This window comes from Phyllobacterium sp. 22229, from assembly GCF_052056495.1.
GTDB classification, from domain to species: Bacteria; Pseudomonadota; Alphaproteobacteria; order Rhizobiales; family Rhizobiaceae; genus Phyllobacterium; species Phyllobacterium myrsinacearum.
The window spans coordinates 49068-71998 of sequence record NZ_JBQEPA010000024.1; the positions used below are offsets into that span (position 1 = coordinate 49068).

The 22931-nt window shown below is 55.2% G+C and carries 27 protein-coding genes and 1 pseudogene; 12 read left to right on the forward strand and 16 right to left on the reverse strand.

Annotation, left to right across the window (positions count from 1 at the left end):
* Window positions 1–276: 276 nt before the first annotated feature.
* Window positions 277–945: a methyltransferase family protein gene (locus ACTJJ7_RS23625; protein WP_105734691.1), complete on the reverse strand. Its 669-nt coding sequence runs from the start codon at window positions 943–945 to the stop codon at window positions 277–279.
* A 110-nt stretch (window positions 946–1055) separates the two neighbouring features.
* Here ACTJJ7_RS23625 and ACTJJ7_RS23630 point away from each other — a divergent pair, with 110 nt between their 5' ends.
* Window positions 1056–1508 (forward strand): GbsR/MarR family transcriptional regulator, encoded by a 453-nt coding sequence (locus ACTJJ7_RS23630; RefSeq protein WP_440969015.1) that lies wholly within the window; start codon window positions 1056–1058, stop codon window positions 1506–1508.
* 223 nt (window positions 1509–1731) lie between these two features.
* On the opposite strand, the gene ACTJJ7_RS23635 is transcribed toward ACTJJ7_RS23630, so the two are convergent.
* The 9 genes from ACTJJ7_RS23635 to ACTJJ7_RS23675 all read right to left on the reverse strand — a co-directional run bounded on the left by ACTJJ7_RS23635 (window position 1732) and on the right by ACTJJ7_RS23675 (window position 8175).
* Entirely contained in the window at window positions 1732–2235 is a 504-nt protein-coding gene (locus tag ACTJJ7_RS23635) for an SRPBCC family protein (protein ID WP_440969016.1), read from the reverse strand.
* Window positions 2219–2575 carry an ArsR/SmtB family transcription factor gene (locus ACTJJ7_RS23640; RefSeq protein WP_105734689.1) on the reverse strand — a complete coding sequence of 119 codons (357 nt, stop codon included), beginning with the start codon at window positions 2573–2575 and terminating at the stop codon, window positions 2219–2221. Before ACTJJ7_RS23640 ends, ACTJJ7_RS23635 begins: the two co-directional genes overlap by 17 nt.
* Window positions 2576–2818: 243 nt before the next feature.
* Window positions 2819–3679, reverse strand: coding sequence for a DUF3313 domain-containing protein (locus tag ACTJJ7_RS23645; RefSeq protein WP_440969017.1), 861 nt, complete (start codon window positions 3677–3679; stop codon window positions 2819–2821).
* A 214-nt stretch (window positions 3680–3893) separates the two neighbouring features.
* Window positions 3894–4523, reverse strand: coding sequence for a methyltransferase family protein (locus ACTJJ7_RS23650; RefSeq protein WP_440969018.1), 630 nt, complete (start codon window positions 4521–4523; stop codon window positions 3894–3896).
* Between the two features lie 103 nt (window positions 4524–4626).
* Window positions 4627–5916, reverse strand: coding sequence for a HAMP domain-containing sensor histidine kinase (locus ACTJJ7_RS23655; protein WP_440969019.1), 1290 nt, complete (start codon window positions 5914–5916; stop codon window positions 4627–4629).
* Between the two features lies 1 nt (window position 5917).
* Window positions 5918–6604 (reverse strand): response regulator, encoded by a 687-nt coding sequence (locus ACTJJ7_RS23660; RefSeq protein ID WP_440969020.1) that lies wholly within the window; start codon window positions 6602–6604, stop codon window positions 5918–5920.
* Between the two features lie 222 nt (window positions 6605–6826).
* The gene (locus tag ACTJJ7_RS23665) at window positions 6827–7036 is read right to left on the reverse strand and encodes a hypothetical protein (protein WP_130273027.1); all 210 of its coding nucleotides are present in this window, start codon (window positions 7034–7036) and stop codon (window positions 6827–6829) included.
* Window positions 7037–7451: 415 nt separating this feature from the next.
* Window positions 7452–7781, reverse strand: coding sequence for a putative quinol monooxygenase (locus tag ACTJJ7_RS23670; protein ID WP_105734685.1), 330 nt, complete (start codon window positions 7779–7781; stop codon window positions 7452–7454).
* A 13-nt stretch (window positions 7782–7794) separates the two neighbouring features.
* Window positions 7795–8175, reverse strand: coding sequence for a hypothetical protein (locus ACTJJ7_RS23675; RefSeq protein ID WP_440969021.1), 381 nt, complete (start codon window positions 8173–8175; stop codon window positions 7795–7797).
* Between the two features lie 168 nt (window positions 8176–8343).
* Between ACTJJ7_RS23675 and ACTJJ7_RS23680 the strand changes: the two genes are divergently transcribed.
* Together ACTJJ7_RS23680 and ACTJJ7_RS23685 are read left to right on the forward strand one after the other, a co-directional pair.
* Window positions 8344–9135 (forward strand): helix-turn-helix domain-containing protein, encoded by a 792-nt coding sequence (locus ACTJJ7_RS23680; protein ID WP_440969047.1) that lies wholly within the window; start codon window positions 8344–8346, stop codon window positions 9133–9135.
* An 85-nt stretch (window positions 9136–9220) separates the two neighbouring features.
* Window positions 9221–10105, forward strand: coding sequence for an AraC family transcriptional regulator (locus tag ACTJJ7_RS23685; RefSeq protein ID WP_440969022.1), 885 nt, complete (start codon window positions 9221–9223; stop codon window positions 10103–10105).
* Between the two features lie 340 nt (window positions 10106–10445).
* Here ACTJJ7_RS23685 and ACTJJ7_RS23690 read toward each other — a convergent pair.
* The 6 genes and pseudogenes from ACTJJ7_RS23690 to ACTJJ7_RS23715 all read right to left on the reverse strand — a co-directional run.
* Window positions 10446–10727: pseudogene (locus tag ACTJJ7_RS23690) on the reverse strand (HlyD family type I secretion periplasmic adaptor subunit); the annotation flags it as partial.
* A gap of 64 nt (window positions 10728–10791) precedes the next feature.
* A complete protein-coding gene (locus ACTJJ7_RS23695) occupies window positions 10792–11466 on the reverse strand; it encodes a class I SAM-dependent methyltransferase (RefSeq protein ID WP_440969023.1) in 675 nt (224 codons plus the stop codon).
* Window positions 11467–11598: 132 nt separating this feature from the next.
* The gene (locus tag ACTJJ7_RS23700; RefSeq protein WP_440969024.1) at window positions 11599–12117 is read right to left on the reverse strand and encodes a carboxymuconolactone decarboxylase family protein; all 519 of its coding nucleotides are present in this window, start codon (window positions 12115–12117) and stop codon (window positions 11599–11601) included.
* Window positions 12118–12131: 14 nt separating this feature from the next.
* Entirely contained in the window at window positions 12132–12689 is a 558-nt protein-coding gene (locus tag ACTJJ7_RS23705; RefSeq protein ID WP_440969025.1) for a peroxiredoxin, read from the reverse strand.
* A 70-nt stretch (window positions 12690–12759) separates the two neighbouring features.
* A complete protein-coding gene (locus ACTJJ7_RS23710; protein WP_440969026.1) occupies window positions 12760–13110 on the reverse strand; it encodes a RidA family protein in 351 nt (116 codons plus the stop codon).
* A 16-nt stretch (window positions 13111–13126) separates the two neighbouring features.
* Complete coding sequence (locus ACTJJ7_RS23715) at window positions 13127–14323, reverse strand: trans-sulfuration enzyme family protein (protein ID WP_440969027.1); 1197 nt, start codon at window positions 14321–14323, stop codon at window positions 13127–13129.
* A gap of 145 nt (window positions 14324–14468) precedes the next feature.
* Here ACTJJ7_RS23715 and ACTJJ7_RS23720 point away from each other — a divergent pair, with 145 nt between their 5' ends.
* The 9 genes from ACTJJ7_RS23720 to ACTJJ7_RS23760 all read left to right on the forward strand — a co-directional run bounded on the left by ACTJJ7_RS23720 (window position 14469) and on the right by ACTJJ7_RS23760 (window position 22929).
* Window positions 14469–15386, forward strand: a complete 918-nt coding sequence (locus ACTJJ7_RS23720; RefSeq protein ID WP_130273031.1) for a LysR substrate-binding domain-containing protein — start codon at window positions 14469–14471, stop codon at window positions 15384–15386.
* A 148-nt stretch (window positions 15387–15534) separates the two neighbouring features.
* On the forward strand, window positions 15535–16422 hold the full coding sequence (ehuB, locus tag ACTJJ7_RS23725; RefSeq protein ID WP_440969028.1) for an ectoine/hydroxyectoine ABC transporter substrate-binding protein EhuB: 888 nt from the start codon (window positions 15535–15537) through the stop codon (window positions 16420–16422).
* Complete coding sequence (locus ACTJJ7_RS23730; protein ID WP_105734675.1) at window positions 16419–17078, forward strand: amino acid ABC transporter permease; 660 nt, start codon at window positions 16419–16421, stop codon at window positions 17076–17078. Before ehuB ends, ACTJJ7_RS23730 begins: the two co-directional genes overlap by 4 nt.
* Window positions 17068–17730 carry an ectoine/hydroxyectoine ABC transporter permease subunit EhuD gene (gene ehuD / locus ACTJJ7_RS23735; RefSeq protein WP_440969029.1) on the forward strand — a complete coding sequence of 221 codons (663 nt, stop codon included), beginning with the start codon at window positions 17068–17070 and terminating at the stop codon, window positions 17728–17730. The genes ACTJJ7_RS23730 and ehuD overlap by 11 nt, the downstream gene beginning before the upstream one ends.
* A 29-nt stretch (window positions 17731–17759) precedes the next feature.
* Entirely contained in the window at window positions 17760–18506 is a 747-nt protein-coding gene (locus ACTJJ7_RS23740; protein ID WP_105734673.1) for an amino acid ABC transporter ATP-binding protein, read from the forward strand.
* 13 nt (window positions 18507–18519) lie between these two features.
* Window positions 18520–19887 (forward strand): amidase, encoded by a 1368-nt coding sequence (locus tag ACTJJ7_RS23745; protein WP_158531352.1) that lies wholly within the window; start codon window positions 18520–18522, stop codon window positions 19885–19887.
* 126 nt (window positions 19888–20013) lie between these two features.
* Window positions 20014–21129 (forward strand): NAD(P)/FAD-dependent oxidoreductase, encoded by a 1116-nt coding sequence (locus ACTJJ7_RS23750; protein WP_440969030.1) that lies wholly within the window; start codon window positions 20014–20016, stop codon window positions 21127–21129.
* Window positions 21130–21208: 79 nt separating this feature from the next.
* Window positions 21209–21460 carry a (2Fe-2S)-binding protein gene (locus ACTJJ7_RS23755; protein WP_440969048.1) on the forward strand — a complete coding sequence of 84 codons (252 nt, stop codon included), beginning with the start codon at window positions 21209–21211 and terminating at the stop codon, window positions 21458–21460.
* The gene (locus ACTJJ7_RS23760; RefSeq protein ID WP_440969031.1) at window positions 21457–22929 is read left to right on the forward strand and encodes an NAD(P)/FAD-dependent oxidoreductase; all 1473 of its coding nucleotides are present in this window, start codon (window positions 21457–21459) and stop codon (window positions 22927–22929) included. Before ACTJJ7_RS23755 ends, ACTJJ7_RS23760 begins: the two co-directional genes overlap by 4 nt.
* Window positions 22930–22931 lie beyond the last annotated feature (2 nt).

Here is a 22931-nt window from a genome sequence, read left to right on the forward strand (position 1 = left end):
ATGCGGGAAAGAAGTCCAGCACCTGTAATCACTGGCGGTGTGGGTAACAGCAAGTAGTTGCAACGCGCGGCGACAACGCAGCTCCATTGGCGCACTGGAAACTGGTGGACGAACATGGCTGCCGCGCGGGGGAGCTTGCCATCGAACCCTGGCTGGTCCCAAGTTGATCCCTCGCAATGCGAAGATCGAAACCCGATCAAGACAGCGGAGTATCCGGTCCGGACCGTGGGCGCCACACTGCTGGGTATCGCGGCGTGGTAGGTCGAAGCGTGGTTATCACCAGACGCCCGGCAGAAGCCGATAGCGCACGCGCTTTGCATAGGCCTCGTAGCCGTCGAGTTCGGCGCGGAGCGCCATTTCTTCATGCACGGCGCGCCATGCAATCGCGAAGACAAAGAGAGTTGCAAACACCAGTCCCAGCCACGAACCGAGCAGCAGTGGTACCCCCAGGAACAGAAACAAGGCGCTTGCATACATTGGGTGGCGGACGATGGCGTAGGGACCTGTATCGATCGTTCGCTGCCCCTCTTGCAGCTTCACTACCGGCGCCGCGAAGCTGTTCTCGCGAAAGGTCCACCAGATGCCGGCGCCCTCGATCAGAATGAAGACGGCGCCGAGCGCCTGCAACCAGAAAGGAACCGCCGTGAAACCGGAGCGCGCCGCATCCCAGCTGCTGAGTGGCAGCCAGATGCAGAAGCCGAGCATGAAGAGCGTTAGCCAGATGCGGTCCCACGGCTTTTGCCCGCGTTGCACAGGCGACGCCATGCGCTCGCGCAGCAACTTCGGATCATGCTTGCCCAGCCAGAGAACCATCGCCGCGCCGCCGAGCGTGAAGATCGCGATCAGAACCCACGCGGCGGGATAATTGAGCGTGCCCGCCGGCCACAATATCACGGCAGCCATGAAGACCATCCAGGCCAGAAGCTGCAACACATAGCGGATCATGCCTTGCTCCTGTCGACGCCTCGGCAACGGATGGGCATAGATATGTCAGCGCCCGCAAATTTCGTCTGGACCCCATCCTGCGTATTCTTTATATTCGAAATATGTCGAATATGTCAAACAAAGGTCTGGCTGACCGCGATCATACCTTCATCGAGGATGTGGCCGGATTGCTCGTTCCCTGGGGCGTGCCGCAGACCGCCGCGCGCCTCTATGGTTACCTGCTGTTGCGTCCCGAACCGGCGAGCCTCGATTGCATCGCCGCCGAACTTGGGATGAGCAAGAGCAGTGCCAGCGTCGCCGCACGTCTTCTCGAGCAATATACCCTCGCGCGCCGCCGGGGCGAAGCGGGCAGCAAGCGTGCCCTTTATGAAGCATCTGACAATTACGAAGGGATAATGACCGGCCAGATCAGGCTGGTCACTGCCTTGGCCGACCTTCTCCGCAAGCGCTCAGAACAGGGTGGCCCGCGAGGACGCATCGCCGAAATGGCCGAATTCTACGGGATGATCGGCGATGCGACGGAACAGGCGCTTACGCGCTGGAAAGCGCGCGGCGAAGATTGATGCTCTTCACCGGTTGACACGGGGGCGAGTTCCGATGAGCGGCACGCGATCCCACCAATCCTCGACGCGAACAACCGGAACGGGCAACTTACCATTGTTCGATTGAAAATAGTTGGTGATTGGCGGCTATCTGGGGGTTTGCCTCCCACTCCGGCCAGAAAGGCTGGGGAAGTCACTTCCCAAAAGCGGGTGTTCCCTCAAGGCCAGTTTCCCCCGACCTGCGCTATCCGCCTATACTGGAAAGCAATTGGTCGAGCTGTTCCAACTGCTCCGGCAATGCGGCCGCCGAACCCTGTAGCGCTTCCTCAAGCGCCTCCTTGGATGGATAGACTTCGTGGAAATTCAGCAGTGTCTTCCCGCCCTGGTCCTCGAAGGTCACGGTCGTGATCGCGCCCTCTTCGCCCTCATCGTTGGTCCAGACGATGCGCTCATTCGGTACCACCTCCAGATACTTCCCGTAGAAGGCCATGGTGTCCGAACCACCGGCACCGAATTCCAGCCGATATCTGCCGCCGGTACAGACGTCCATTTCACACGATACGAGCGAAACGCCGGATACCGATTTTGGCACCCACCAGCGCTGGAACAGCCCGGGCTGGCTCCACGCCCTGTAAACTATGCTCGGCGGCGCATTGAATATCCGCGTTACGACGAGTTCGCGATCACCTCGGCGCTCGACTGTCGTGCGGTTCTGCACACCATCTGCACTGCTAATTTTCTGGTTCATCGCTGTCCTCCCGTTTCATTTCGCCGATGATTTCATCCAGTGCTTCGAAGCGGATTTCGAAGAGCCTGCGATGCGCCTCGATCCACTCGGCCTCCGCCTTGAGACCGTGGTTCCCAAGCTTGCAGGTTCTCACCCGTCCGACCTTCTGCGTGACGACGAGCCCCGCCCGCTCGAGAACCTGGACGTGCTTCTTCATGCCGGTCAGCGTCATCTGGAACTTATCCGCAAGACTGGTGATCGACGCGTCCCCTCGCCCCAGCTGATCGATGATGCCGCGGCGGGTTGCATCGGACAGCGCCGCAAACGATAGATCGAGGGTAGAACTTAAATACAGAACCATATAGTTCAGTATTAACCGACCCGCGCCGGAAGCGCAAGTATCCCCAACTATCCATGCAGTAGACCGGTTTCCGGGGGCATGCACCGCCACGGCGGCAAAAATCGTCTGCTGCGTGCGCGGAGTGGCCAGGATGGTTCGTAGTGCCTGTTCGCTTCAGGCATCCCTAACGAAGACCTCAAAATCCAGATTGGAATCGGTTGCAGAACGGAAGTTGTCCGATAGGCGCGCGCAACAGGGGCAACCTCAATGCGCTGCGCCACGCCGCGAGGGTAATCCCGCACCCTTGTCGGTCCAGGCGGGTGGCAGACCAAATCGGGCGGCGACGATTCCCGGGATGCCGGGAGCCGTTCCGAACGCCTTGCAGGCATCGTATTTCGGATCGCCGCCGAGCGAGGCCCGCAATCTTTGCATCGACGGTATCGCCAGCATTCTATTGAACGGGTCCTTGCCCGTGACAAGCATGCGGCTGAAGGCGGTGGCGAAGGCTGAGGAGAGGGAGTATGCGTCCCCGACAGCAGACACCCGGGCCCTTGTCGTGATCATGTTAGCGCCGCGCGACCAGAGCATTGCCGCCCTCTGCAAACCATCCTCGCCGACCGCCTCGGCCTCGATGGCCAGGCCGCCGAGGCCGATGGGAAGGCGTGGAATCGGAATCCCGAGCGCTGCCGAACCACCAAGCGAAGCAACGGTGGAAGTCGCCGCTGCTGACCGGTTCGTCGCAACGATGTTTGTAACCGTCGCGTGGACGATGAGGTCCGCCGGCTGGTTTATGGCCACAATCTTGAAACGATCGCTAAGATCAGTGCAGAGTGCGCGGTCGATCGCATTGGTGACGAGCGCCAGGTCGTTGGGATCGAAGGCACGACTGTCGATCTGTGTCGAGGTCGGTACGATGCGCACCGTCTGTGCGGTAAGCACCGCCGTCGAATCCACGCGCAATTTTGCTGGCATGAGGGTACCGCGCGATGGGCTCATTCCTGCATGGGAACTGAGAGAGTTTCCCTCGGGCAAAGGAACACTTGTACAAGCGGACAACCATGAGAATAGGGCCACGCAGAGCGCTGCCCGCCGCCGCCTTGCAAGTTGTCGAAGCTTCAAGATCATTGTCAAATCGCCTGAACCGGGATCACGGGCCCAAGCTTTAACGGCTTCAGCGTTATTGGCGGTGAAGGCAGTGTAAAGTTCGGTAAACCCTGCGGTCTGTCTCGGTCTTCAGCCGGCGTGTACAGCGCCGGCTGTCCCGAAGCGCCGGCCTGATGGCGCGGCAACAACCGCACGCAGGCTCAACGAAACTGTTTCACCAGGCGGACAGCAGCTATCAAAAGAGATGCAATACCGGCTTAAGGAGTCTTGCCAATTGCAATGACTCTATAAGCTTGGACGCGGGGATTGCCAGGAGAAAGCACGAACTGTCGATAGCCGTACGCTTCAGTGCAACAGGGTTGAAGGTCATAGGCAACTGATGCGCGACATTGCAGGCGCTTCGTCTGAGGCGAGGGAAGAAGGCGGGAACCTTGTGGCGATATTCCCGGTAAGCGTCGCCGAAAAGCCCGTCCAGAGCGACCGATTCGCGAGCTGAGACATAAGCAAATACCAGATACCCAAACAGGAAATAGAAGGCCGCAATCGCGAATGACCCGAAAGTCAGGCCAATGCCGGCAAGCCCCAGCGAAGAAAAGAAGTACAACGGATTGCGGGTGAATTGATAAGGGCCGTCCGTAATGAGTTGTCTATTCTTGCGTCCGCCTACGTACAGCGATGCCCAGCAGCGCCCGGCGATACATATGATGATAAATGAGGAGCCCATAAATTCTATGCCCTGGCGAAGAACAGTCTCTGGTGGCCAAGCGCTCTGCGACAATAGGATTGGCGTCAAGAGCATTGGCAGGGCCAGCCAGAGGAACCGCACCCTCTTGCCTTGCTGAAACACCGCCGTGGTTACTGACATTGGTCCACTCTCTCGCATTTGAAGAACCGGAATCACGATTCAGCTTTAGCAATGCCAGCGTTAATGGCGGTAAAGGCAGTGTAAAGTTGCGTAAAACTTGCGATCAGCCGAGGGCGTTCCCCAGACTGTACATTGCCGGCTGCCGGGGGATCTCCATCATGATGGCCAAGCCACCGACGTCCGGTAGCGACGCGTAGACTCGCCCGCCGTGACGCTCGATGGCCTGCCTGGCAATCGCAAGACCAAGACCGTACCCGCCCTTCGCCACCGCGTCGTTCCCGCGGGAGAATGGCTGGAAGATTTGTTCGAGTTCGTCACGCCCGACACCCTGCCCCTGATCTGCGACGCACACCTTCAGGAGATCGTCTGTCGTTGCGCATTGCACGGTAATTTGCGAATGTTCGGCTGTGTATTTGACGGCGTTGCGAATGACATTTTCCAGCGCCCGGTAGATCAGCTCGCCTTCGACCTCGGCAAGGAAACTATCGTCAACACTGGTGGTGATCAAAACCTCGCGTTTCTGAGCTTCGAACGCTGCGTCACCCAGAATTTCGTTCAGGAGATCAATCACGTCCAGCGTTTGTGTCTTCAACGGGAGACGGGAACTGGCTGTTAGCCTAGCGAGAGTCAGCACTTCGCCCACCAGCACATCGAGCCGTTCGATCTCCCGGTCCATGCGGTCCAGCATGGCGTTGAGTTTCGCCGGATTCTGCCGAAGGACACCCCCAACAGCCTGCAGACGTGACAGCGGGGAGCGCAATTCATGGGACACGTCGTGGAAAAGTCTCTGCTGTGCATCCTGCAATTCCTGCAACAGAGCGGCGCTGGAATCAAAATTGTGCGCGAGTGCTGAAACCTCATCCTTCCGACCCGCCATCTTATGTCCGATGCGGACATCGAAACGGCCTTGGGCGAGCGCGCTCAGGCCATCGCGAAGATGCACAACAGGGCGAACCAAATATCGGGCGAGTGCAGCCGCCGATAGCGCACTCGAAATCAGAATACCGAGCGCTGGTACGAGCGGACCAAGTGTGTCTGGAATAACACTGTATTGCTGCGGCAATGATATCTGGTAGCAAATCCCGTCCTTCAGGACTGTTCTTGTCTCCGCCGCGCTCTTATCGGCGCAAGCGCCGGGATTCGCGATCTTGGAGATCGTGAGGCCGACCGGTACCGCACCCTCGCTTGCGCGAGCTAGCCCCCGGGCTGCATCTTCACCGTCATTAACAAGTAGGCTTTCAGTCAATTTGAGGACGACTTCCTGCTTCTGACGTTCCAGTTTCGAAGCGGAAGGAAGCGTCTCAAAGAAGTTGAGCGTCAGAATTATGATTGCGACAGACGTGGCGAGCGTCAGCCAGATTATCAGAAAGAACTTGTTAAACAGCCGGGGCATGTCAATCCAAAAGGAGTTGATAGCCTTGGCCGCGGACAGACTGGATACATGACTGTCCGTCTTCCCTTAGGCCAAGCTTCTGACGGACGCTGCTGATGTGGACGTCGATGCGGCGATCGAACGGGGTCAGCGGTTTTCCAAAAGCCCGTTTCGAAATCTCTTGCTTCGATACCAACTGGCCGGCATTGCGAGCGAGAACTTCAAGCAGGCCGAACTCCGTGCCGGTAAGCACCAGCGGCTGCCCCTTCCATTCGGCGGTTCTGCTGCCTGGATGAACCACCAACCGCCCGGCTCTTAACGTATCGGTGGCCGCACAGGCCGCACGCTGGTTCGCACGACGAAGGATCGCGCGCACCCTGGCCGCGAGTTCTCCTGGCGAACAGGGCTTCGTCACATAGTCGTCGGCACCGAGGTTCAGGCCCGATATCCGGTCGACGTCGTCGCCTCTCGCCGTCAGCATCAGCACGGGGACCTGGCTCAGCCTTCTGATCCGTTGCAGGATCTCGATCCCGGTCATCCGGGGCATCATGATATCGAGCACGATCAGGTCAACCGAGTTGCGCGCGGCGGCAGCAATCGCTGTGCCAGCATCCGTGCCTGTCACGACGTCATACCCCTCTTCCACCAGGTATTCCTGGAGCAGCGTCGTCAACTCAACATCATCGTCGATGAGGAGGACCTTGTTCATGACACTCCATCCGTCATTCATGCCGACCACCCATAAGGCGCAAACGCGCGCAGGCAGTGGAATTTTACCCAACTTAACACAACTTGACTGCGCTTAACCGGGCGACGACAAGATTTGTCCAAACCATACGCTCACATGACCGTCATCATGTGTAAAAGGCCATAGAACTGCAGCACCGAGTTTACGGCATCATAACTTTAGCCTGAGCGTGGCATTTGAAAATCATTTACCGGTACGAGTAGTGCAATTCTCCGGCAAAGGCACTTGCTTGCAAACATCAACCGCCATCAGGTTGAACACGTCACCCGGCTCTGTGACCAAACGAAAATCCGTAGCTTGTTTTGATGTCAGATCGGTCGTTTTCGTCGATGCATATGCAAGATCAACGATGGTCGGATCAACGTTCATTTCAGAAAAGAAATCTTTGAGCATAGGCTTAACCCGCGCAACAGCCTTCTCGACATTCTGATTTGGCTTGAATGGTTTGTGGAGGCCCAAATAATTGTACGGGCTCGCAATTCGCCTTGTCCCTCCAGGAACGCAGGTGTCATGGGTTCAATTGAACCAAATGCATATATCGCATTGATGTTCAGCCTCACGCACGATGGCAATCCGCATCGGATGCCGCGGGCTGTTGATATCCTCAGCAGCATATGCACGGATTGCGACATTCCAGATGGAAGAAATCAGAACCATTAGGTAGATTGTTTTTCCAACCTGAAACATGACTCCTCCAAAGTTAGTAGTTCTTTCTTCTATGGCCGATGAACATCTGTAGGCGCCCCAGTAAATGCAAGACAAATTCGATCCGTGCCAATTGTACAAACTTGGAAGTCATAAAAAACGATCACTTGATCGCACTACGGAAGACTCGCGCGCGATCCGAGCGGACAGGCTTCCAGATCGAAATGTCGCGGTCTCTCTCAAGCAATTCGGGCAGCGCTTCGTGCCAGGCCTGCCGGTAAGGCCGCTGTAGTTGCACATTCAGCACGTCGTCGTGATCTTCCCAGGTCTCATAAAGCATGAAGCGGCAATTCGAAACCGGATCGCTGTGCAGGACCGCTTCATGGAACATGGGCTCCGATCTCATTGCGTCGAGCACGCCCTCAAGAAGCGAAAGGAAGCGGGAGCGTTGCTGAGCGACGACATCAAACGTGATGATATAAGTGATAGACATGGGCCGCTCCTCTTCAGGCTCGCGAGAGCGGTTCGGTGAATTGATAGTCGGAGATGATGCAGCCGCTTGCATCCAGCAGCACGACGTCGGAGCCAACGGCGTTGACAGTATCCGATTGCGGATCGACCATCACCCAATAGAACTTGACGAGGCCGTGGTGGCCCAGCGGCTCGCCCGACACCCGGAAAATAAATCCCTGGTCTCGGACGAACTTGCTATGGGACTCCTCAACCCGGGCTTCCAATGCGTCATAACCTTTAACTTCTCGGGTGGGCGTGAAATGCAAACCGTCCTGCACCCATAGCCTTTCGATGCCGTTACGGCGCTTCGTCTGATCCGGCTCATTCCAGACGGCAACATACCGGTTCGCCAGTTTATCAAGATCGGTTGTCATATCGCTTTTTCCTGCGCTGAAGTTGCATAGCCAGCCGATAATGCGGCAATGCCAAGCATCAAGTCAGCTACCTGAAAGGTAGTTTTCAGGATGATTTTTGAGATCTATTCTCTGTACTATTTTCAGGATGAGCAATTATCCGCGCAATCACAGGAAAGTCAGATAGAGATGCTGCAAGCGACCGTAAGCTTCGGGAAGCACCTTTGCGAATGGCGCCGCAGGCGCAGGCTCTCGCAACTCGCTCTCGCATTACGGGTAAACGTATCCGTGCGCCATCTGGGTTTCGTGGAACTGGGCCGAGCCGCGCCAAGCCGTGGCTTGCTGCTGCGCCTGGCAGAGGAATTGGACATTCCTTTGCGCGAGCGGAATGTCTGGCTGGTAGCAGTGGGCTTTGCGCCTGTCTTTCACGAAACGCCGCTTCACGATGCTTCGATCCAGCCTTTGCTGTCTGCTATCGGAAGTACCATCGAGGCGCACAAACCCTTTCCCGCTTTTGCGATTGACCGGCAGTGGAATGTGGTGGTGTCGAATGCCGCCCTTCAGGAGTTATATGAGGGGGTAAGTGCCGAGCTGCTGGAACCGCCAGTTAACGTTATGCGTCTATCGCTCCGCCCCGATGGTCTCGCGCCGCGAATCCTCAATCTCGACGACTGGGCCGACCATCTCCTAACGAGATTGCGGCGCGAGGTCGAACTGACGGCCGACCCTCGACTGTGCGAGCTGCTGAAGGAGGCCGAGACATTGCACAGACCGTCAAAGAAGGCGGCTCATTCACCTCACACTTCCGCACTTGCGATCCCGTTGCGTATCCAAACCAGACTTGGCCCTCTGTCATTCTTCAGCACGGTCACCATCTTTGGCACACCCGTGGACGTGACGATCTCGGAAATCGCACTTGAAATGCTCTATCCCGCCGACCATGAGACTGACCTGATTGTCAGAACGACATCAGGAAAATGAATATTTCTCTGATTGAAATCGCAAGATCGGTCGAGCGTGAAATACCCGGAAAGGCGTAGCTAATGTCGCCACAGGGAAAGAGACAATGAAGACGGCACCTGAAAACTATCGCGCCCGAATGCAGCGGGTGCTGATTCACATAGATCAGCACCTTGATGACGATCTGGATTTGGAAACTTTGAGCCGCATCGCGGCATTCTCGAAGTTCCATTTCCAGCGGCAATTTACGGCAACGTTTGGCTTGTCCGTGCATCGCTATGTCCAGCTCACCCGTATGAAACGTGCTTCGTACCGGCTTGCCCGCAAAGACGCTCAAAGCGTCACTGATATAGCGATGGATGCCGGTTACGAAGCACCGGATGCCTTCGCCCGCGCATTTCGGCAACGGTTAGGGCAATCGCCTTCATCGTTCCGTAAAACTCCCGATTGGGGGACGTGGCTTATGGCCTTGGGGCCGCTTGACAACGCAAGGAACAAGTTCATGCATATAATCTTTGACCACGACGACGTAACGATACGAGATGTCCCCGCCACGCCGGTGGCTGTCATGCAGCATCGGGGCGACCGGGCGAGACTCGCAGACACATTCAGGCGATTCAGGGCCTGGAGCAAGGCGAACAACTTATCGCCGGAGACAAACCCTACTTTCATGGTTTTCCGCTCCGAAAGAGAGCCTGCGATCGCCGCCGACTATAGCATGGATCTATGTGTCAGTACTGATCAGCCGATTGAGGCGAACCATGAGCAAATGAAGGCCGGCGTGATTCCTGGCGGGCGTTGCGCGGTATTGCGTTATCCAGGCAATACCAACAATCTGGAGCCCGCTGCGCTCTACCTTTACCGGGATTGGCTTCCGATCAGCGGCGAAGCAGCACGCGATTTCCCGATCTATTGCCAACGCCGGCTGTCGTTCATTCCAGAGGTATCAGCACATGAAGTGATTACAGAACTGTTTCTGCCGCTGAAATAGTTTACTGCATACCTATTCCGATTTGGGCGTTATCTTGCGCAATAGTGGGAATAAGGGAGACCAAACAATCATCGGCCGCCTCGCGCAAGAACCGGACGTAAAATTGCCGCTGGCAGCAGGAAAATAAGCTGCCCTTATTTGCACCTTAACCACCGTCACGTGCTGTCCTTGATAGTTCGACCTGTCGAACACAAATGGAATGTCTACGAATACTGTCATGGCATGATGTTTACGCACGCGCTGATAAAAACTCACCCAATCCTGATCCTTGGGCAACCGGTACCATGGACGCTGTTTTCCATAAATTCTGTCTTTCTACTGTGGTCGATAGCATCTCCCCTCACCTTTCCTGCATGGCCTGTGACGAGGTTTCTGCGAGCGGCGAGAAGAGATATTCGAGAATGCGGCCTTTGCCGGTCTTCACCTCCACGGTGACCGCCATGCCGGGGGAGAGCGGCATGGGTTTGCCATCGACGTTGATGAGGGTCACATCCGGGCGAATGGTGACGGGGAAGACGAGGTTCTGCATGCGCTGGGCATTGCCTGTTGGAATCATGCTCTGCAGCTCCTTGGCCGCCGCGCCTTCCAGCTGCTGCGCATCTGGTTCCGGAATGGCATCGACTTTGATGACGGCGGTCTGGCCCGCCTTGCCGCCCGGTCCAGGACGATCTCCAACCCCGCCAGAATCATTTCTTGCAGAATCGGAAGAGGATTTTCTCCTCAGAATTGTAAGTTAAAGCATCCATTATACTGGGGTGGAATTTGCGATTGACCGGCGGCGGTACGAAATCGTTGAACCCGAAGCGACGAAGGGTCACCTTGAAACCTTGTGAGGCAAAAGCATCAATATAATCATCCGGCGAATAACTGAGAACCCGGCTGCTGCTGTTGCTCGAAATAACCTCTTTCCGTCTGTTCCAGAGCGGAGATTCAGTATGGCAACCAGTAACAGCGTAATAAACTCCGTTCTCTTTCAAGACGTCCTTTATCTGCCGCGCATGCTCTGAAAGATCTTGGAGCAGGTAGATCACTTCATAACTGAAGACGAAATCGAACGCCACGCCAAGCTGGCTGGGATCGCCAGTGACATGATAGCTAAGGGGGCGTTTTCCCGCCAACTCGCTGGCGTCGCCAATCGATGTCGATGCGATATCAACACCTACACCTTTGGCAAAAGGCCGGCTGTCGTGGAGAAGTCGTAAGAAACCGCCTCGGCTGCAGCCGAAATCCAGAACCGTGCAATCAGATAAGTTTTGTTCAAGAATAATGTTGATGAAATGGCGCCAGTAGGGCGTGTGAATATCTTCCATCACCGCCTCACCGGTTGGATCGAGATGCCACGTGGGATAGGTCTGTTCCATAGCGGTAATCACTGCCTATTTTCTTGCTTGCGGTATTGCTTGGAAATTAACATTCCAGCATTTAACTGGTGAGAGGCCTGATATCAGAATACACGTATCGGATAGGCTGCTGTTCTTCATGCAGTTCCATCGTCAGGCGGCCTCAAGAGCGATTGCAGCAGATTGCAAGATGGCCGCAAGCCTTACTGCGGTATGAATTACATTTGCAGCCACTCCAGCTTTCCGCAGCGTCTGCTCATGAGCATCCACGCAGCGGCCGCAGCCGTTGACCACGGACACCGCCAGACACCAGATCTCAAAATCGACAGCGGGAACGCCTGGATTGGCGATCACATTCATACGCAGGCCTGCAGGCATGCGCGAATAACTGTCGTCCGAAACAAGATGGGTGAACCGGTAATAGATATTGTTCATCGCCATGATGCTCGCGGCGGCTCGCGCCGCAGATAAACCCGCCTCGTCCAGAACGGACGAGGCATAAGCGTTGCAAGCCTTTTGAACTTCTTGATTGCGACTAGAAATAGCACAGGCAAGCGCGAGACCAGCCTTCTGAGCAGCAGTTAATGCCTCATCCTGGGCAAAAAGAGACAAATTTAGCCTCACGTCTTTAGCAAACTCCGGGATTTGGCTTTTCAGTTTTTCGAGCGCCATCCGTTACTTCCTGCCTACACTGCAACGCTGATGGTTGCGCCACCAGGCTGACGATTGCAGGGGCAAAGTTCGTCGGTCTGAAGGGCATCCAGAACCCGCAGTGTATCACCGGGATTGCGACCGACATTCAAGTTGGTCGCATAGACGTGTTGAATCGCATCTTCTGGATCAACGATGAACGTATAGCGATATGCGACGCCTTCCGGAGCACGCACCCCCAGTCCGTCCACAAGACTCCCATTTGTGTCGGCAAACGACCAGATCGCCAACCGCTGCAGGTCAGGATGGTCCCGTCGCCAAGCGAGTTTACAGAATTCGTTGTCCGTCGAACCGCCAAGGACAACGGCGTCCCGTTCTGTAAACTCTTCTGCCAGCCGCGCAAATTCTGAAATCTCGGTCGGGCATACGAATGTGAAATCTTTCGGGTAGAAAAAGATCACCTTCCATTTTCCAGGAAAGCTGTCGCGCGTCAGCGCCTCAAATGCGCTCACTCCGTTCTCTTCGATGGTTTGGAAACCGGGTTTTACCCCGGTCACTTCGAATTCAGGCAGCCTGTCGCCGATTCCGAGCATAGTGTATCTTCCTTTACATGCGTATTCGCGGCAAATCACCGGTTTGCAGATGGTGCTGGGTGCGTCTCGATCAGACTTTCGCAGCGATAAAGGTAATTTCGACCAGGGTGCCTTTTGCAAGTTCTGCTACTCCAACGGCAGCGCGCGCAGGGAGACTGTCGGCCGCGAACCAACTGGTCCAGACCTCATTCATTTCAGCTTTGAGAGACAGGTCGGAGAGATAGATCGTTGCCTGGACAACGTGATTCTTGTCGCTCCCTCCCTGCTGCAAAAGCTTCTCAAGTTTTGACAGAATCTGGTTGGTTTGTCCCTCGATACCCGCACTTTTATCATCCGCAGTTGTACCGCCGATGAAAATCAGGCCGGCAGCCTCGACAACGCGGTGCATGATGGGTGTCTGGACGTGTCGCTTGACAGTCATGTCTTGTTTCCTTTCACTAGTCTTTATTTGGGAGCGAGATGTTTTGCAGCTGACGCTCGAGCCGGTAGAAAATCGTATTCAGGTCGTCCCAGATGTCATCAGGATCCTCAAGACCGATACTGATCCTGAGATAGGTGCGGCTCTGGCACCGAGAACGCGTACTTTGCGTTGCTGCGAGTGTAATCGGCGCCAGCAAGCTATGGGTTCCGCCCCAGGAAGCGCCGATTTTAAAATACTTCAGCCCCTCGAGCGCCATAGGGAGTAACGGAACGGCCTGCTGCTTCAGTTCAACGCTGAACAGTCCACTTGCTCCTGTGAAATCCCTGACAAAGCTGGCGTTGCCAGGATGTTCCGGCAAAGCGGGATGAAGCACCCGCTGCACAGCAGTGGATCGACCAAGTTTGCGAGCGATATCGGCTGCTACGCGCCCCACATGCGCAAGCCGTACGCCCATTGTCTCTAACCCCCGCAAAACAAGTGTACAATCATCAGGAGAAACGCCGATGCCCATCGTGCGTAACCAGTCGCGAAGCTTTGTGTCATTTGGTTCGTCGCGTACGGTGACCGAGCCCAGAAGCACATCTGAGTGACCGCCGGCATATTTGGTCAAGGCCTCCACCACGAAATCAGCACCGAGAGTAAGTGGCTTGCATAACAGAGGCGAAGCCCACGTGTTGTCGCAGCCAACAAGAGCGCCCGCGCGATGAGACGCATCCGCGATGGCTGGAAGGTCTTGTACTTCAAGGCTTGTCGATCCCGGGCTTTCTACCCAGACAAGCTTGGTCCGAGAATCAATCAGCTGTTCTATTCCAGAACCGCAAAGCGGATCATATATTGTATGGTCGATGCCAAATTCTCTAAGGTAAGTCGCACAGTGCGTCATCACCGGCGGGTAAACGCTACTCGGTATCAGAACACGATCACCAGGACGAAGGACCGAGAGCATAATGCTCGTTATGGCAGCTTGCCCCGAAGGTAAGAGGACCGTCCCCACGCCGCCATGCAACTGTGTGAGTTGCGCCTCGAGCGTGCGGCTCGTCGGAGTGCCGTAAAGACCGTAACTGTAGCCGGTCGGTCCACGTGTATGGCGATCCGCATAGGACTGGGCGTCGTCAAAGACAATGGTCGAGGCGCGATAAGTCGCTACGCCGATGCTTACATAGCCTTCTAGGGAAACTATTGGATGGTGAACGCACTTGGTCTGGTCGTACATCGGCAGGGTACCTTTCTCTCCCCACAGAAAACGCCGATGCGAACTGAACTCAATTGACTACGGGTTCTAGCTCCATGCAATCTTGTTATAGGTGGATGCATAAAATCTTGCTAATGCTGCGCTAAAAAAGGGGAGCAGAAGGCTTGTGAACTTTCGTCAATTGGAGATTTTCCGAGCGGTAATTAGCGGTGGCTCGGCTTCGCGAGCCTCTGAGTTGTTGGATATATCACAGCCAGCGATTAGCCGTTCAATTACCGATCTCGAAGCTTCGCTCGGATTTCCGCTGTTCAATCGGGTCCGCGGCCGGCTGGTGATTACGCCAGAGGGACAGCTCTTTTCTGAAGAAGTAGCGAATGCGTTCCTGGCAATGGATCGCCTTAAAGCGTCCTCACTCACAATCCGTGATCTCGGGTCCGGACATATTCGTATTGCAAGTCTGGCCGCGATGGGATCGACTCTGATACCGCGGGCAATCAAATTGTTTCAGGAAGAACATAAGGGCGTTGGCGTCACGCTCCACGTAGATTCCTCTCCGAATGTGAAAGAGTTTGTCGCGAAGGGCCAATTCGATATTGGTTTGGCTGCAGACGAAATCGATCTTACTGGTGTCGATCACCAACGATTTGCCAGTTTCAAAGCTGTTTGTGTTCTCCCCCACAACCATCCGTTGACCTCCCAAAAGGCAATCAGACCCGAGTTTCTCCATCGCGAACCTTTCATTGCTCTGGCACCGGGCGATCGTGCGCGCGCTGAGCTGGATCTCATTTTCAGAAAGCATGAAGCCGTACCGTCGATTGTCGTTGAGACCCCGAACTCGTCAACCGTCTGTGCGTTAGCTCTGGAAGGTATCGGCGTCGGCATAGCAAATCCGATTGCTGCCGAGGGATATTCCGAGCGTGGCTTGGAAGTTAGGCCATTCACACCTGATGTTCATTTCAAGAGCCACCTTCTCTTTAGGCCCGACGTGCAAAGATCACGTATCGTGAACGCCATGGCTGCTGCTCTGATGCAGGCACGAAGCTTGCCGCCGACAGGGGCAAAAAGCCAACGCGATCTCATCTGATAGCCCCTCCCTGCCTATAACCGCAGATTATAGAGCATTGTCTCGCGGTCAATTGCCCTCGCAGGTTCGCATATTATGATCCTTTGCCAGACCAAGGATGTTCTCGCAACACCGCGGTCTCTAAGCAAAAATATGTCAGGGGATCATCATGACACGACTTTATCCAACACTTGGCGCATCTGCTTTCACGTTTGCGATCACGGTCGGCCTTGCTTGCTCTTCCGCGCAGGCGGAAACGACCAAGGAACGCATCTTGTCGCAGAAGAGCGTGACCATCGGCATTCACAATCGCGTTCCATGGGGCTATCGCGACCAAGCAGGCAACGTTTTAGGTCTGCAGCCCTCGATCATTCGGGCGGCCCTGGCGCCCCTCGGCGTAACTGACGTAAAGTTTGTGATCGGCGAATTTAATACGATGATCCCCGGCCTGTTGGCCGGTCGTTTTGATATGACGGCGGCAGGCGTTGCTATTACGCCAGCGCGCTGTAAGTCTGTTATCTTCAGCGAGCCAGATCTCACTAGTGGGGATGGGTTGCTTGTTGCAGCCGGCAATCCGTTGAAGATCCATGGCTTTGAGGATATCAAGAACAATCCGGATATCAGGCTAGCTGGCGCGAGGGGGTCAGCCAATGCGGCACATGCTATTCAGGCAGGTGTGCCAACATCCCAGATCCAACAGTTCCAAGACGTTGAGTCAATGGTGTCTGCACTCGTTGCTAAGCGTGTCGATGCCGTCATCATGTCGGCGGCCACGATTATCGCAACCATGTCCGATCCAAGCGTGAAGGGGATCGAAAAAGCCAAGCCGTTTGTTCCTTTGAAAGACGCGGAAGGCAACGATGTTGCGTTGGTTACGGGAATTGCATTCCGTCCGGACGATATCGATCTGCGGGATCTATACAATGAGCAACTCAGGAAGCTCAAGGAGAGCGGCGAACTGGAGAAGATCATCCTCGCCACTGGCTTCACAGAAGACAACCTTCCTCCTAACAAGACTGCCGATCGGCTTTGTTCAGAACCGGAACAGCCAAAATGAGTTTGTTCGATATTATGGCCAGTATTCTTGTCGGCATCAACGTCACCATGAAGGTGACGTTGTACGGTATGCTTTATGCGGTTCCATTCGCTTTTGTATTTGGTGTGGCGCAGCATTTCACCAATGGCATTCCTCGGCTGATCGTAACGTCCATCATTGAGTTTTGGCGAAGTTCCCCGGTAATTATCTTGATCTACGGCTTCTACTTCTCCCTGCCTGGTCTTGGCATCAATCTGTCAGCCATGACTGTGGGAGCTATGGTGTTGGGTCTGAACATTGGCGGCTATGGCAGTCAGGCCGTTCGTGCCGCCCTCCAGGCGCTCGATCCGGGACAGGTTGAAGCAGGTTATGCTCTCGGCTTTCGTCGCCTGCGTATTTTATATCTGATTGAACTACCACAGGCATTGGCGGCGATGACGCCGACTTTCATCAACCAGTTCATCCAGCTCGTAAAAGGAACATCGCTGGTATCTTTGGTTACCCTGGCCGATATGACCTTTCTTGCGAAAGCTCTGTCTCAAATTCACTACGCCCCCGCCAAGATCTACACGGCTCTTCTGATCGTATACTTTTTGATGTGTTATCCAGCGACAATCGTCGGACGGATGATTGAGCGTCGGGTGAGCCGTGGACGTGAGGTTTCCCATGACCTTTGATCCTGAGTTCGCACTGTCGATCCTGCCACGTATTCTCAGCACCATAACGACTACGTTATTTGCCACTATAATTGGATGTATGGGCGCCGCGGCCCTTGGCTTTCTTTGGGAAATTGTACGGCGATCGAGCAAGCTGGGTCGCTATACAATGCGATTTCTGATTGACTTCATAAGATCGACACCACTGCTGGTGCAAATATACTTCTTTTACTTTGTATTACCAGAATATGGCCTCACATTGCCTGGGCTCGTGGTCGGTGTTCTTGCCTTGAGCCTCTATTACAGCGGCTATCTTGCCGAGGTATTCAAAGGGGGAATTGATTCAATCCCCGCAGGCCAGTTTGAAGCAGCAAAGGCTCTCGGTTTATCGCGATTGCAGCTCATCATGTTCGTGATAGCGCCTCAGATGCTTCGTAACGTCGCCGCTCCGATGGGAAACTACTTTGTGTCCTTGCTTAAAGCGACACCTTACCTCGCAATTATCGCGGTACCAGAAATGTTGTCGGTCGCACTTGAAATTGCTTCTGAGACCTTCCGCTACACCGAGCCTATGACGGTGGTCGGCATAATCTTTCTCACACTGGCACTTTGTTTCTCAGGGCTTGTCAAGGTTATCGAGTCGCGTTTGCGTCTCTCTCCTAAAGCGGGCTGAGCCGCACTCAAATTCCAAGGATCAAAACCATGCAATCTGCATTGCCACCCATCGCTGTTGCACTTTCCAATGTCAGCAAATGGTACGGAAAGTTTCAGGTTCTGACGGATATAAATTTGACCGTCAAAAGAGGTGAAAAGATCGTCATCTGCGGACCATCAGGCTCAGGAAAGTCAACAATGATTCGCTGCATCAATCGCCTTGAGGGACACCAGCGCGGAAAAATCGTCGTTGGTGATACAGAGCTGACGAATGACCTGAAAAAAGTCGATGAAGTACGCCGGGATGTCGGCATGGTGTTTCAGCACTTTAATCTCTTTCCGCACCTGACCATTTTGCAAAACTGCACACTCGCCCCCATCTGGGTACGGAAAATGTCCCGTCGTGATGCAGAGGAAGTCGCGATGGATTATCTCCAGCGGGTCAAGATACCCGAACAGGCGCATAAATATCCGGGTCAACTTTCAGGCGGACAGCAACAGCGGGTCGCTATTGCGCGGAGTTTGTGCATGAACCCCAAAATCATGCTTTTCGACGAACCGACCTCGGCCCTTGATCCGGAAATGGTCAAGGAAGTGCTTGACACAATGGTGTCGCTCGCAAGCGACGGAATGACAATGCTGTGTGTCACCCATGAGATGGGCTTTGCGCGTGAAGTCGCTGACAGGGTTATTTTTATGGATGCTGGCCAGATTGTGGAGACAAACGCACCTGAGGCATTTTTCTCCACCCCACAACATCCACGCTCGAAGCTGTTCCTTTCGCAAATACTATAGTGAGCAGGTCATCGTGTTGCACAACAAGACAATTGCGGAACTCTCAGACAATCTGCGCGCTGGAGCTGTAACCGCCCGACAACTTGTCGAAGAAGCCCTGGAGCGGATCGATGACCCTCGTGGCGAGGGTAGTCGGACTTTCATGACTGTGTGGCACGATCGCGCTCGTGATCTTGCCGATCATATCGACCGCCATGCTGTATGGCGCGACGAGCGGCTACTGCTCTGCGGTATTCCAATCTCGATCAAAGATGCTTTCGATGTGGCCGGTGAAATCACGCGAGCCGGGTCTGTAGCACGTCATCACGAGCCGACGGCTAAGTTCGACGCAGAACCTGTCAGACGACTACGCGCCGCAGGTGCCATTCTTATTGGCCGGACCACCATGTCGGAGTTCGCTTTTTCAGGCATCGGCCTGAATCGTAATTACGGCACGCCCAGCAATCCCTATGACCGGCACGCGGGACGGATTCCGGGCGGCTCTTCGTCAGGATCTGCTGTCGCCGTTGCTGATGGGATGTGTGCAGGTTCGCTTGCCACAGACACAGGCGGATCTATTCGGGCGCCCGCTGCTCTTTGCGGCATTTCCGGTTTCAAACCCACATTTTCGCCTGCGCTGCTCGAAGGCGTTTTTCCAAGATCCTACTCGTTGGATACTGTCGGCCCAATCGCGAAATCGGTCTCCTGTTGCGCCATCCTCAATGCCGCCATGTCCGGTGACGATAGAATACCTATTTCATACCCGCGTAGTAAATCAGTCAAAGGCCTTCATATTGGCATCGTTGAGGGAGAACCTTTGGAAGATCTGGCCCTCGAAGTCGCGAGGGCATACTCTGTGGCATTGTCACAACTGTCTGAGCAAGGTGTTCGCCTCTCCCACTTCTCTCTGCCCGAGATTGCGGAAATTCGTAATATTAATGCCAGAGGAGGCATTTCTCCTGCCGAAGCTTTCGCTATTCACCGGAATCTGGTCGCCAAAAGTCCGGAACTGATCGATCCGATCTTTCTGGCTCGTCTTCGGAAGGGCGCAACAGTCAGTGCATCCGACTACGTCGACGCTCTCCGACAGAGACAGACAATTACGGAAGTGGTTTGCACGAAAACACACCGCTTTGATGCGATCATCATGCCCACCTGTCCTGTCGTCGCACCACCCATTGCCGATGTGCAGACGCCCGAAGCCTTCGAGGCCATGAGCGCACTCATTCTGCGCAACTGCAATCTGGCGAACTTTCTCGACCGACCTGCATTGTCCATACCAATTCATTTGCCAGGTACGGCGCCGGTAGGCTTGATGCTCGTCGGCCATAACAAGTGCGACCGCGATCTCCTTTCAATCGGCATCGCTATTCAAGAAGCGCTGATTGCTGCTCAACTATAACCCCAAGTAATAGACTTATGCGGCGAGCTCATTGAAGGTACATGGCGCGAGGGCTATTCCTTTCGTTAAAGCCGTTGAGCTTACCAGTTACAAAAAACTGAAAGAAATGACGTGTTACGATATAAGATGACAGAGGCCGATACCGTCGTTGTTGGTGGTGGTATAGTAGGTGCATCGATCGCATTTGGCCTCGCGCGAAGCGGCGAAAGTGTCATATTGCTTGATGAAGGAGATATCGCTTTTCGGGCTTCGCGCGGTAATTTCGCTCTGGTCTGGGTGCAATCGAAAGGGCTGGCAATGCCCGCTTACGCTGCCTGGACACAGCGATCCGCCAAGGAATGGAACGAACTTGCTGCGATTCTCCGCAGCGAGACCGGTATTGATATCGCGCATAGCCAGCCGGGAGGTTTCACTCTTTGTCTCTCCCAGAAAGAGGTGGATGCGCGGCTTACAAAATTGCAGCAATTTCACAGTCAGCCGAATGTCGCGCACTTCCCGTACGAAATCCTTGACCATGACGAGGTGAAAAGACGCCTGCCGCATATCGGAGACAAAGTCGTCGGTGCCGTCTTTAGCCCTCTTGATGGGCATGCAAACCCGCTGCTGCTCATGCGCGCACTCCATAGCTATTTAGCGATGAAGGGAAGTGAATACCGGCCGACCCATGCGGTCGAGATCATCGAGCGGACGCCAGAGGGCTTCCGGGTTAAAGGCGGCTGGGGCGAGATCAGGACAGCGAAGCTGGTTCTGGCAGCCGGTCTTGGCAATGCCAGATTGGCTCCGATGGTGGGACTTGAGGCTCCTGTCAAACCCAGCCGCGGGCAATTGATCGTCACGGAAAAAACCGTTCCCTTCCTGCACAATCCGATGGTCACAATCCGCCAGACGAATGAAGGCGGAGTCCTGATCGGCGACAGCAAAGAAGATGCCGGATTCGAAAACGTCACCGGCACAGGTGTACTTTCGGTCATGGCGGACCGGGCGATCCAGATGTTTCCGCGGCTGCGACACCTCAATGTGGTGCGCACCTGGTCCGCGCTTCGTGTCATGAGCCCGGATGGTTTCCCGATCTATGATCAGACGAGTTGTGATCCCCCAGCCTTCGTAACGAGCTGCCATTCGGGCGTCACGCTCGCTGGCGTCCACGCCATGACGCTGGGACCCGCGCTGGCACAAAACGCACGGCTGCCTGAAACTCTTGCCGCATTCACTCCGAAGAGGTTCCATGTTCCGGCCAATTAGCAGACAGTTGTCACAAACCACCGATCAGCCCAGCAATCCGCTCGATCTGATCATCGAGTTCACCTTTGACGGACGCCTGATGCGCGCGCGCGACGGCGATACCTTGGCGGCGTCCCTGCTCGCCAATGGTGTGAATGCGTTCCGCCGAACCTCGATTTCGGGTACTGATCGCGGTCCCTATTGTCTGATGGGTGTCTGCTTCGATTGCCTTGTCGTCATCGATGGTGTCGGAAATCGTCAGGCGTGCCTCACGCCGGTACGTCAGGGCATGGTTGTCGAACCGCAGCGCGGCGCACGCACAGTTGATGCATTGGAGAACACCGATCAATGAACAGAATCGACAACATTGATAGCATCGCCGATCGTTACGATCTTGTGATCGTTGGTGCGGGACCGGCCGGCCTTGCTGCGGCGGCCGAGGCTAACCAACTGGGTCTAACAACCCTTTTGGCGGATGAAAATATCAGCCCTGGAGGTCAGATTTATCGCGCTATAACCACCACGCCCGTAAAACGTCGCAGTGTCCTTGGCAGCGCCTATTGGGAAGGCCTTGCCCTCGTGCATGATCTCGAAAAATCCGTGGTTGATTACACGGCGAGGACTGTCGTGTGGTCAGTTGAACCCGCCCTTGATGATACTGGTAAGCTGATCGAGCCGACGCATTTCGAAGTTGGATTGTCCCAGACCGGCAAGGCCCGGCTCATTCGGGCGAGACGCCTAATTCTAGCAACCGGGGCAATAGAACGCCCTGTGCCAGTACCCGGCTGGACCTTGCCGGGCGTTATGACCGCAGGGGCGGCACAGATTGCGCTTAAATCCTCCGGTCTTGTGCCGGAGGGTCGAACCATTATAGCCGGCAGCGGCCCCCTTCTGCTTTTGCTAGCCGACCAGTTGAAGCGGTCGGGCGCCAACATTGTTGCCGTTCTGGAGACTACGCCAAGGGGTAATTTCACCGCAGCCCTGCCGCAACTGGCGGACTTTCTGTGCTCGACTTATGCTCTCTACGGTTTAAAACTTCTGGCAAAGAGCCGCTTCTCACTGCCGATGCGTAGAAAGGTCAGCGGTCTTCGTATAGTTGGCAGTGATTGTGTGCAGCGTATTGATTTTAACGATAACGGCATAAGTAGAAGCATTGAGTGCGATCATGTATTACTGCATCACGGCATCATCCCCAACATCAATATGGCCAGCGCGCTAGGCTGTGAGCTGTTCTGGGATGAGTCGGTGCATGCGTGGACACCGGTTGTAGACGATTGGCTGGAATCTTCGGTAGCGGGGATCGGGATCGCTGGCGACGGTGCCGGGATCGCAGGGGCACCCAGCGCTGCCGTTCGCGGAAAAATGGCGGCGATTGCAGCCGCTGCCGCGCTTGGCCGGATTGATGTCGCATCGCGGAATACAATGTCGCGTCCCTTGAAAAAGCAAGCAGCACGACTTGCACGCGGTCGGGCTTTCATCGACCGTCTCTTTTGCCCTACGCAACCGATGCTGCGCCCAACAGACCCATCAACAATCATCTGTCGGTGCGAGGAAGTTCGAGCGCAGCAAATCCGGGACGTAGTGAATGACCTGAATGTGCAGGGGCCAAATCAACTTAAGGCGTATCTGCGCACAGGCATGGGGCCTTGTCAGGGGCGGATGTGCGGATCGAGCATAATCGAACTGATTGCCGAACAGCGCGCTGTGCCTGTGCATGAGGTTGGCCATCTGCGCTTACGTATGCCGATTAAGCCTATAACCTTGGAAGAGATCGCGTCGATGCCGCAAAGCCAGGCAGCGAAGAATGCGGTGATGAGATAAAC

Excerpts from the sequence above, each read along its gene's own strand:
- ACTJJ7_RS23630 (WP_440969015.1), top strand. The coding sequence starts at position 1,056 with ATGTCAAACAAAGGTCTGGCTGACCGCGATCATACCTTCATCGAGGAT.
- ACTJJ7_RS23625 (WP_105734691.1), bottom strand. The coding sequence starts at position 945 with ATGATCCGCTATGTGTTGCAGCTTCTGGCCTGGATGGTCTTCATGGCT.
- ACTJJ7_RS23665 (WP_130273027.1), bottom strand. The coding sequence starts at position 7,036 with ATGCTCAAAGATTTCTTTTCTGAAATGAACGTTGATCCGACCATCGTT.
- ACTJJ7_RS23760 (WP_440969031.1), top strand. The coding sequence starts at position 21,457 with ATGAACAGAATCGACAACATTGATAGCATCGCCGATCGTTACGATCTT.
- ehuB (WP_440969028.1), top strand. The coding sequence starts at position 15,535 with ATGACACGACTTTATCCAACACTTGGCGCATCTGCTTTCACGTTTGCG.
- ACTJJ7_RS23640 (WP_105734689.1), bottom strand. The coding sequence starts at position 2,575 with ATGGTTCTGTATTTAAGTTCTACCCTCGATCTATCGTTTGCGGCGCTG.
- ACTJJ7_RS23670 (WP_105734685.1), bottom strand. The coding sequence starts at position 7,781 with ATGTCTATCACTTATATCATCACGTTTGATGTCGTCGCTCAGCAACGC.
- ACTJJ7_RS23680 (WP_440969047.1), top strand. The coding sequence starts at position 8,344 with ATGCTGCAAGCGACCGTAAGCTTCGGGAAGCACCTTTGCGAATGGCGC.
- ACTJJ7_RS23710 (WP_440969026.1), bottom strand. The coding sequence starts at position 13,110 with ATGACTGTCAAGCGACACGTCCAGACACCCATCATGCACCGCGTTGTC.
- ACTJJ7_RS23675 (WP_440969021.1), bottom strand. The coding sequence starts at position 8,175 with ATGACAACCGATCTTGATAAACTGGCGAACCGGTATGTTGCCGTCTGG.
- ACTJJ7_RS23635 (WP_440969016.1), bottom strand. The coding sequence starts at position 2,235 with ATGAACCAGAAAATTAGCAGTGCAGATGGTGTGCAGAACCGCACGACA.
- ACTJJ7_RS23715 (WP_440969027.1), bottom strand. The coding sequence starts at position 14,323 with ATGTACGACCAGACCAAGTGCGTTCACCATCCAATAGTTTCCCTAGAA.
- ACTJJ7_RS23660 (WP_440969020.1), bottom strand. The coding sequence starts at position 6,604 with ATGAACAAGGTCCTCCTCATCGACGATGATGTTGAGTTGACGACGCTG.
- ACTJJ7_RS23705 (WP_440969025.1), bottom strand. The coding sequence starts at position 12,689 with ATGCTCGGAATCGGCGACAGGCTGCCTGAATTCGAAGTGACCGGGGTA.
- ehuD (WP_440969029.1), top strand. The coding sequence starts at position 17,068 with ATGACCTTTGATCCTGAGTTCGCACTGTCGATCCTGCCACGTATTCTC.
- ACTJJ7_RS23700 (WP_440969024.1), bottom strand. The coding sequence starts at position 12,117 with ATGGCGCTCGAAAAACTGAAAAGCCAAATCCCGGAGTTTGCTAAAGAC.
- ACTJJ7_RS23730 (WP_105734675.1), top strand. The coding sequence starts at position 16,419 with ATGAGTTTGTTCGATATTATGGCCAGTATTCTTGTCGGCATCAACGTC.
- ACTJJ7_RS23650 (WP_440969018.1), bottom strand. The coding sequence starts at position 4,523 with ATGTCAGTAACCACGGCGGTGTTTCAGCAAGGCAAGAGGGTGCGGTTC.
- ACTJJ7_RS23655 (WP_440969019.1), bottom strand. The coding sequence starts at position 5,916 with ATGCCCCGGCTGTTTAACAAGTTCTTTCTGATAATCTGGCTGACGCTC.
- ACTJJ7_RS23645 (WP_440969017.1), bottom strand. The coding sequence starts at position 3,679 with ATGATCTTGAAGCTTCGACAACTTGCAAGGCGGCGGCGGGCAGCGCTC.
- ACTJJ7_RS23740 (WP_105734673.1), top strand. The coding sequence starts at position 17,760 with ATGCAATCTGCATTGCCACCCATCGCTGTTGCACTTTCCAATGTCAGC.
- ACTJJ7_RS23750 (WP_440969030.1), top strand. The coding sequence starts at position 20,014 with ATGACAGAGGCCGATACCGTCGTTGTTGGTGGTGGTATAGTAGGTGCA.
- ACTJJ7_RS23695 (WP_440969023.1), bottom strand. The coding sequence starts at position 11,466 with ATGGAACAGACCTATCCCACGTGGCATCTCGATCCAACCGGTGAGGCG.
- ACTJJ7_RS23755 (WP_440969048.1), top strand. The coding sequence starts at position 21,209 with ATGCGCGCGCGCGACGGCGATACCTTGGCGGCGTCCCTGCTCGCCAAT.
- ACTJJ7_RS23685 (WP_440969022.1), top strand. The coding sequence starts at position 9,221 with ATGAAGACGGCACCTGAAAACTATCGCGCCCGAATGCAGCGGGTGCTG.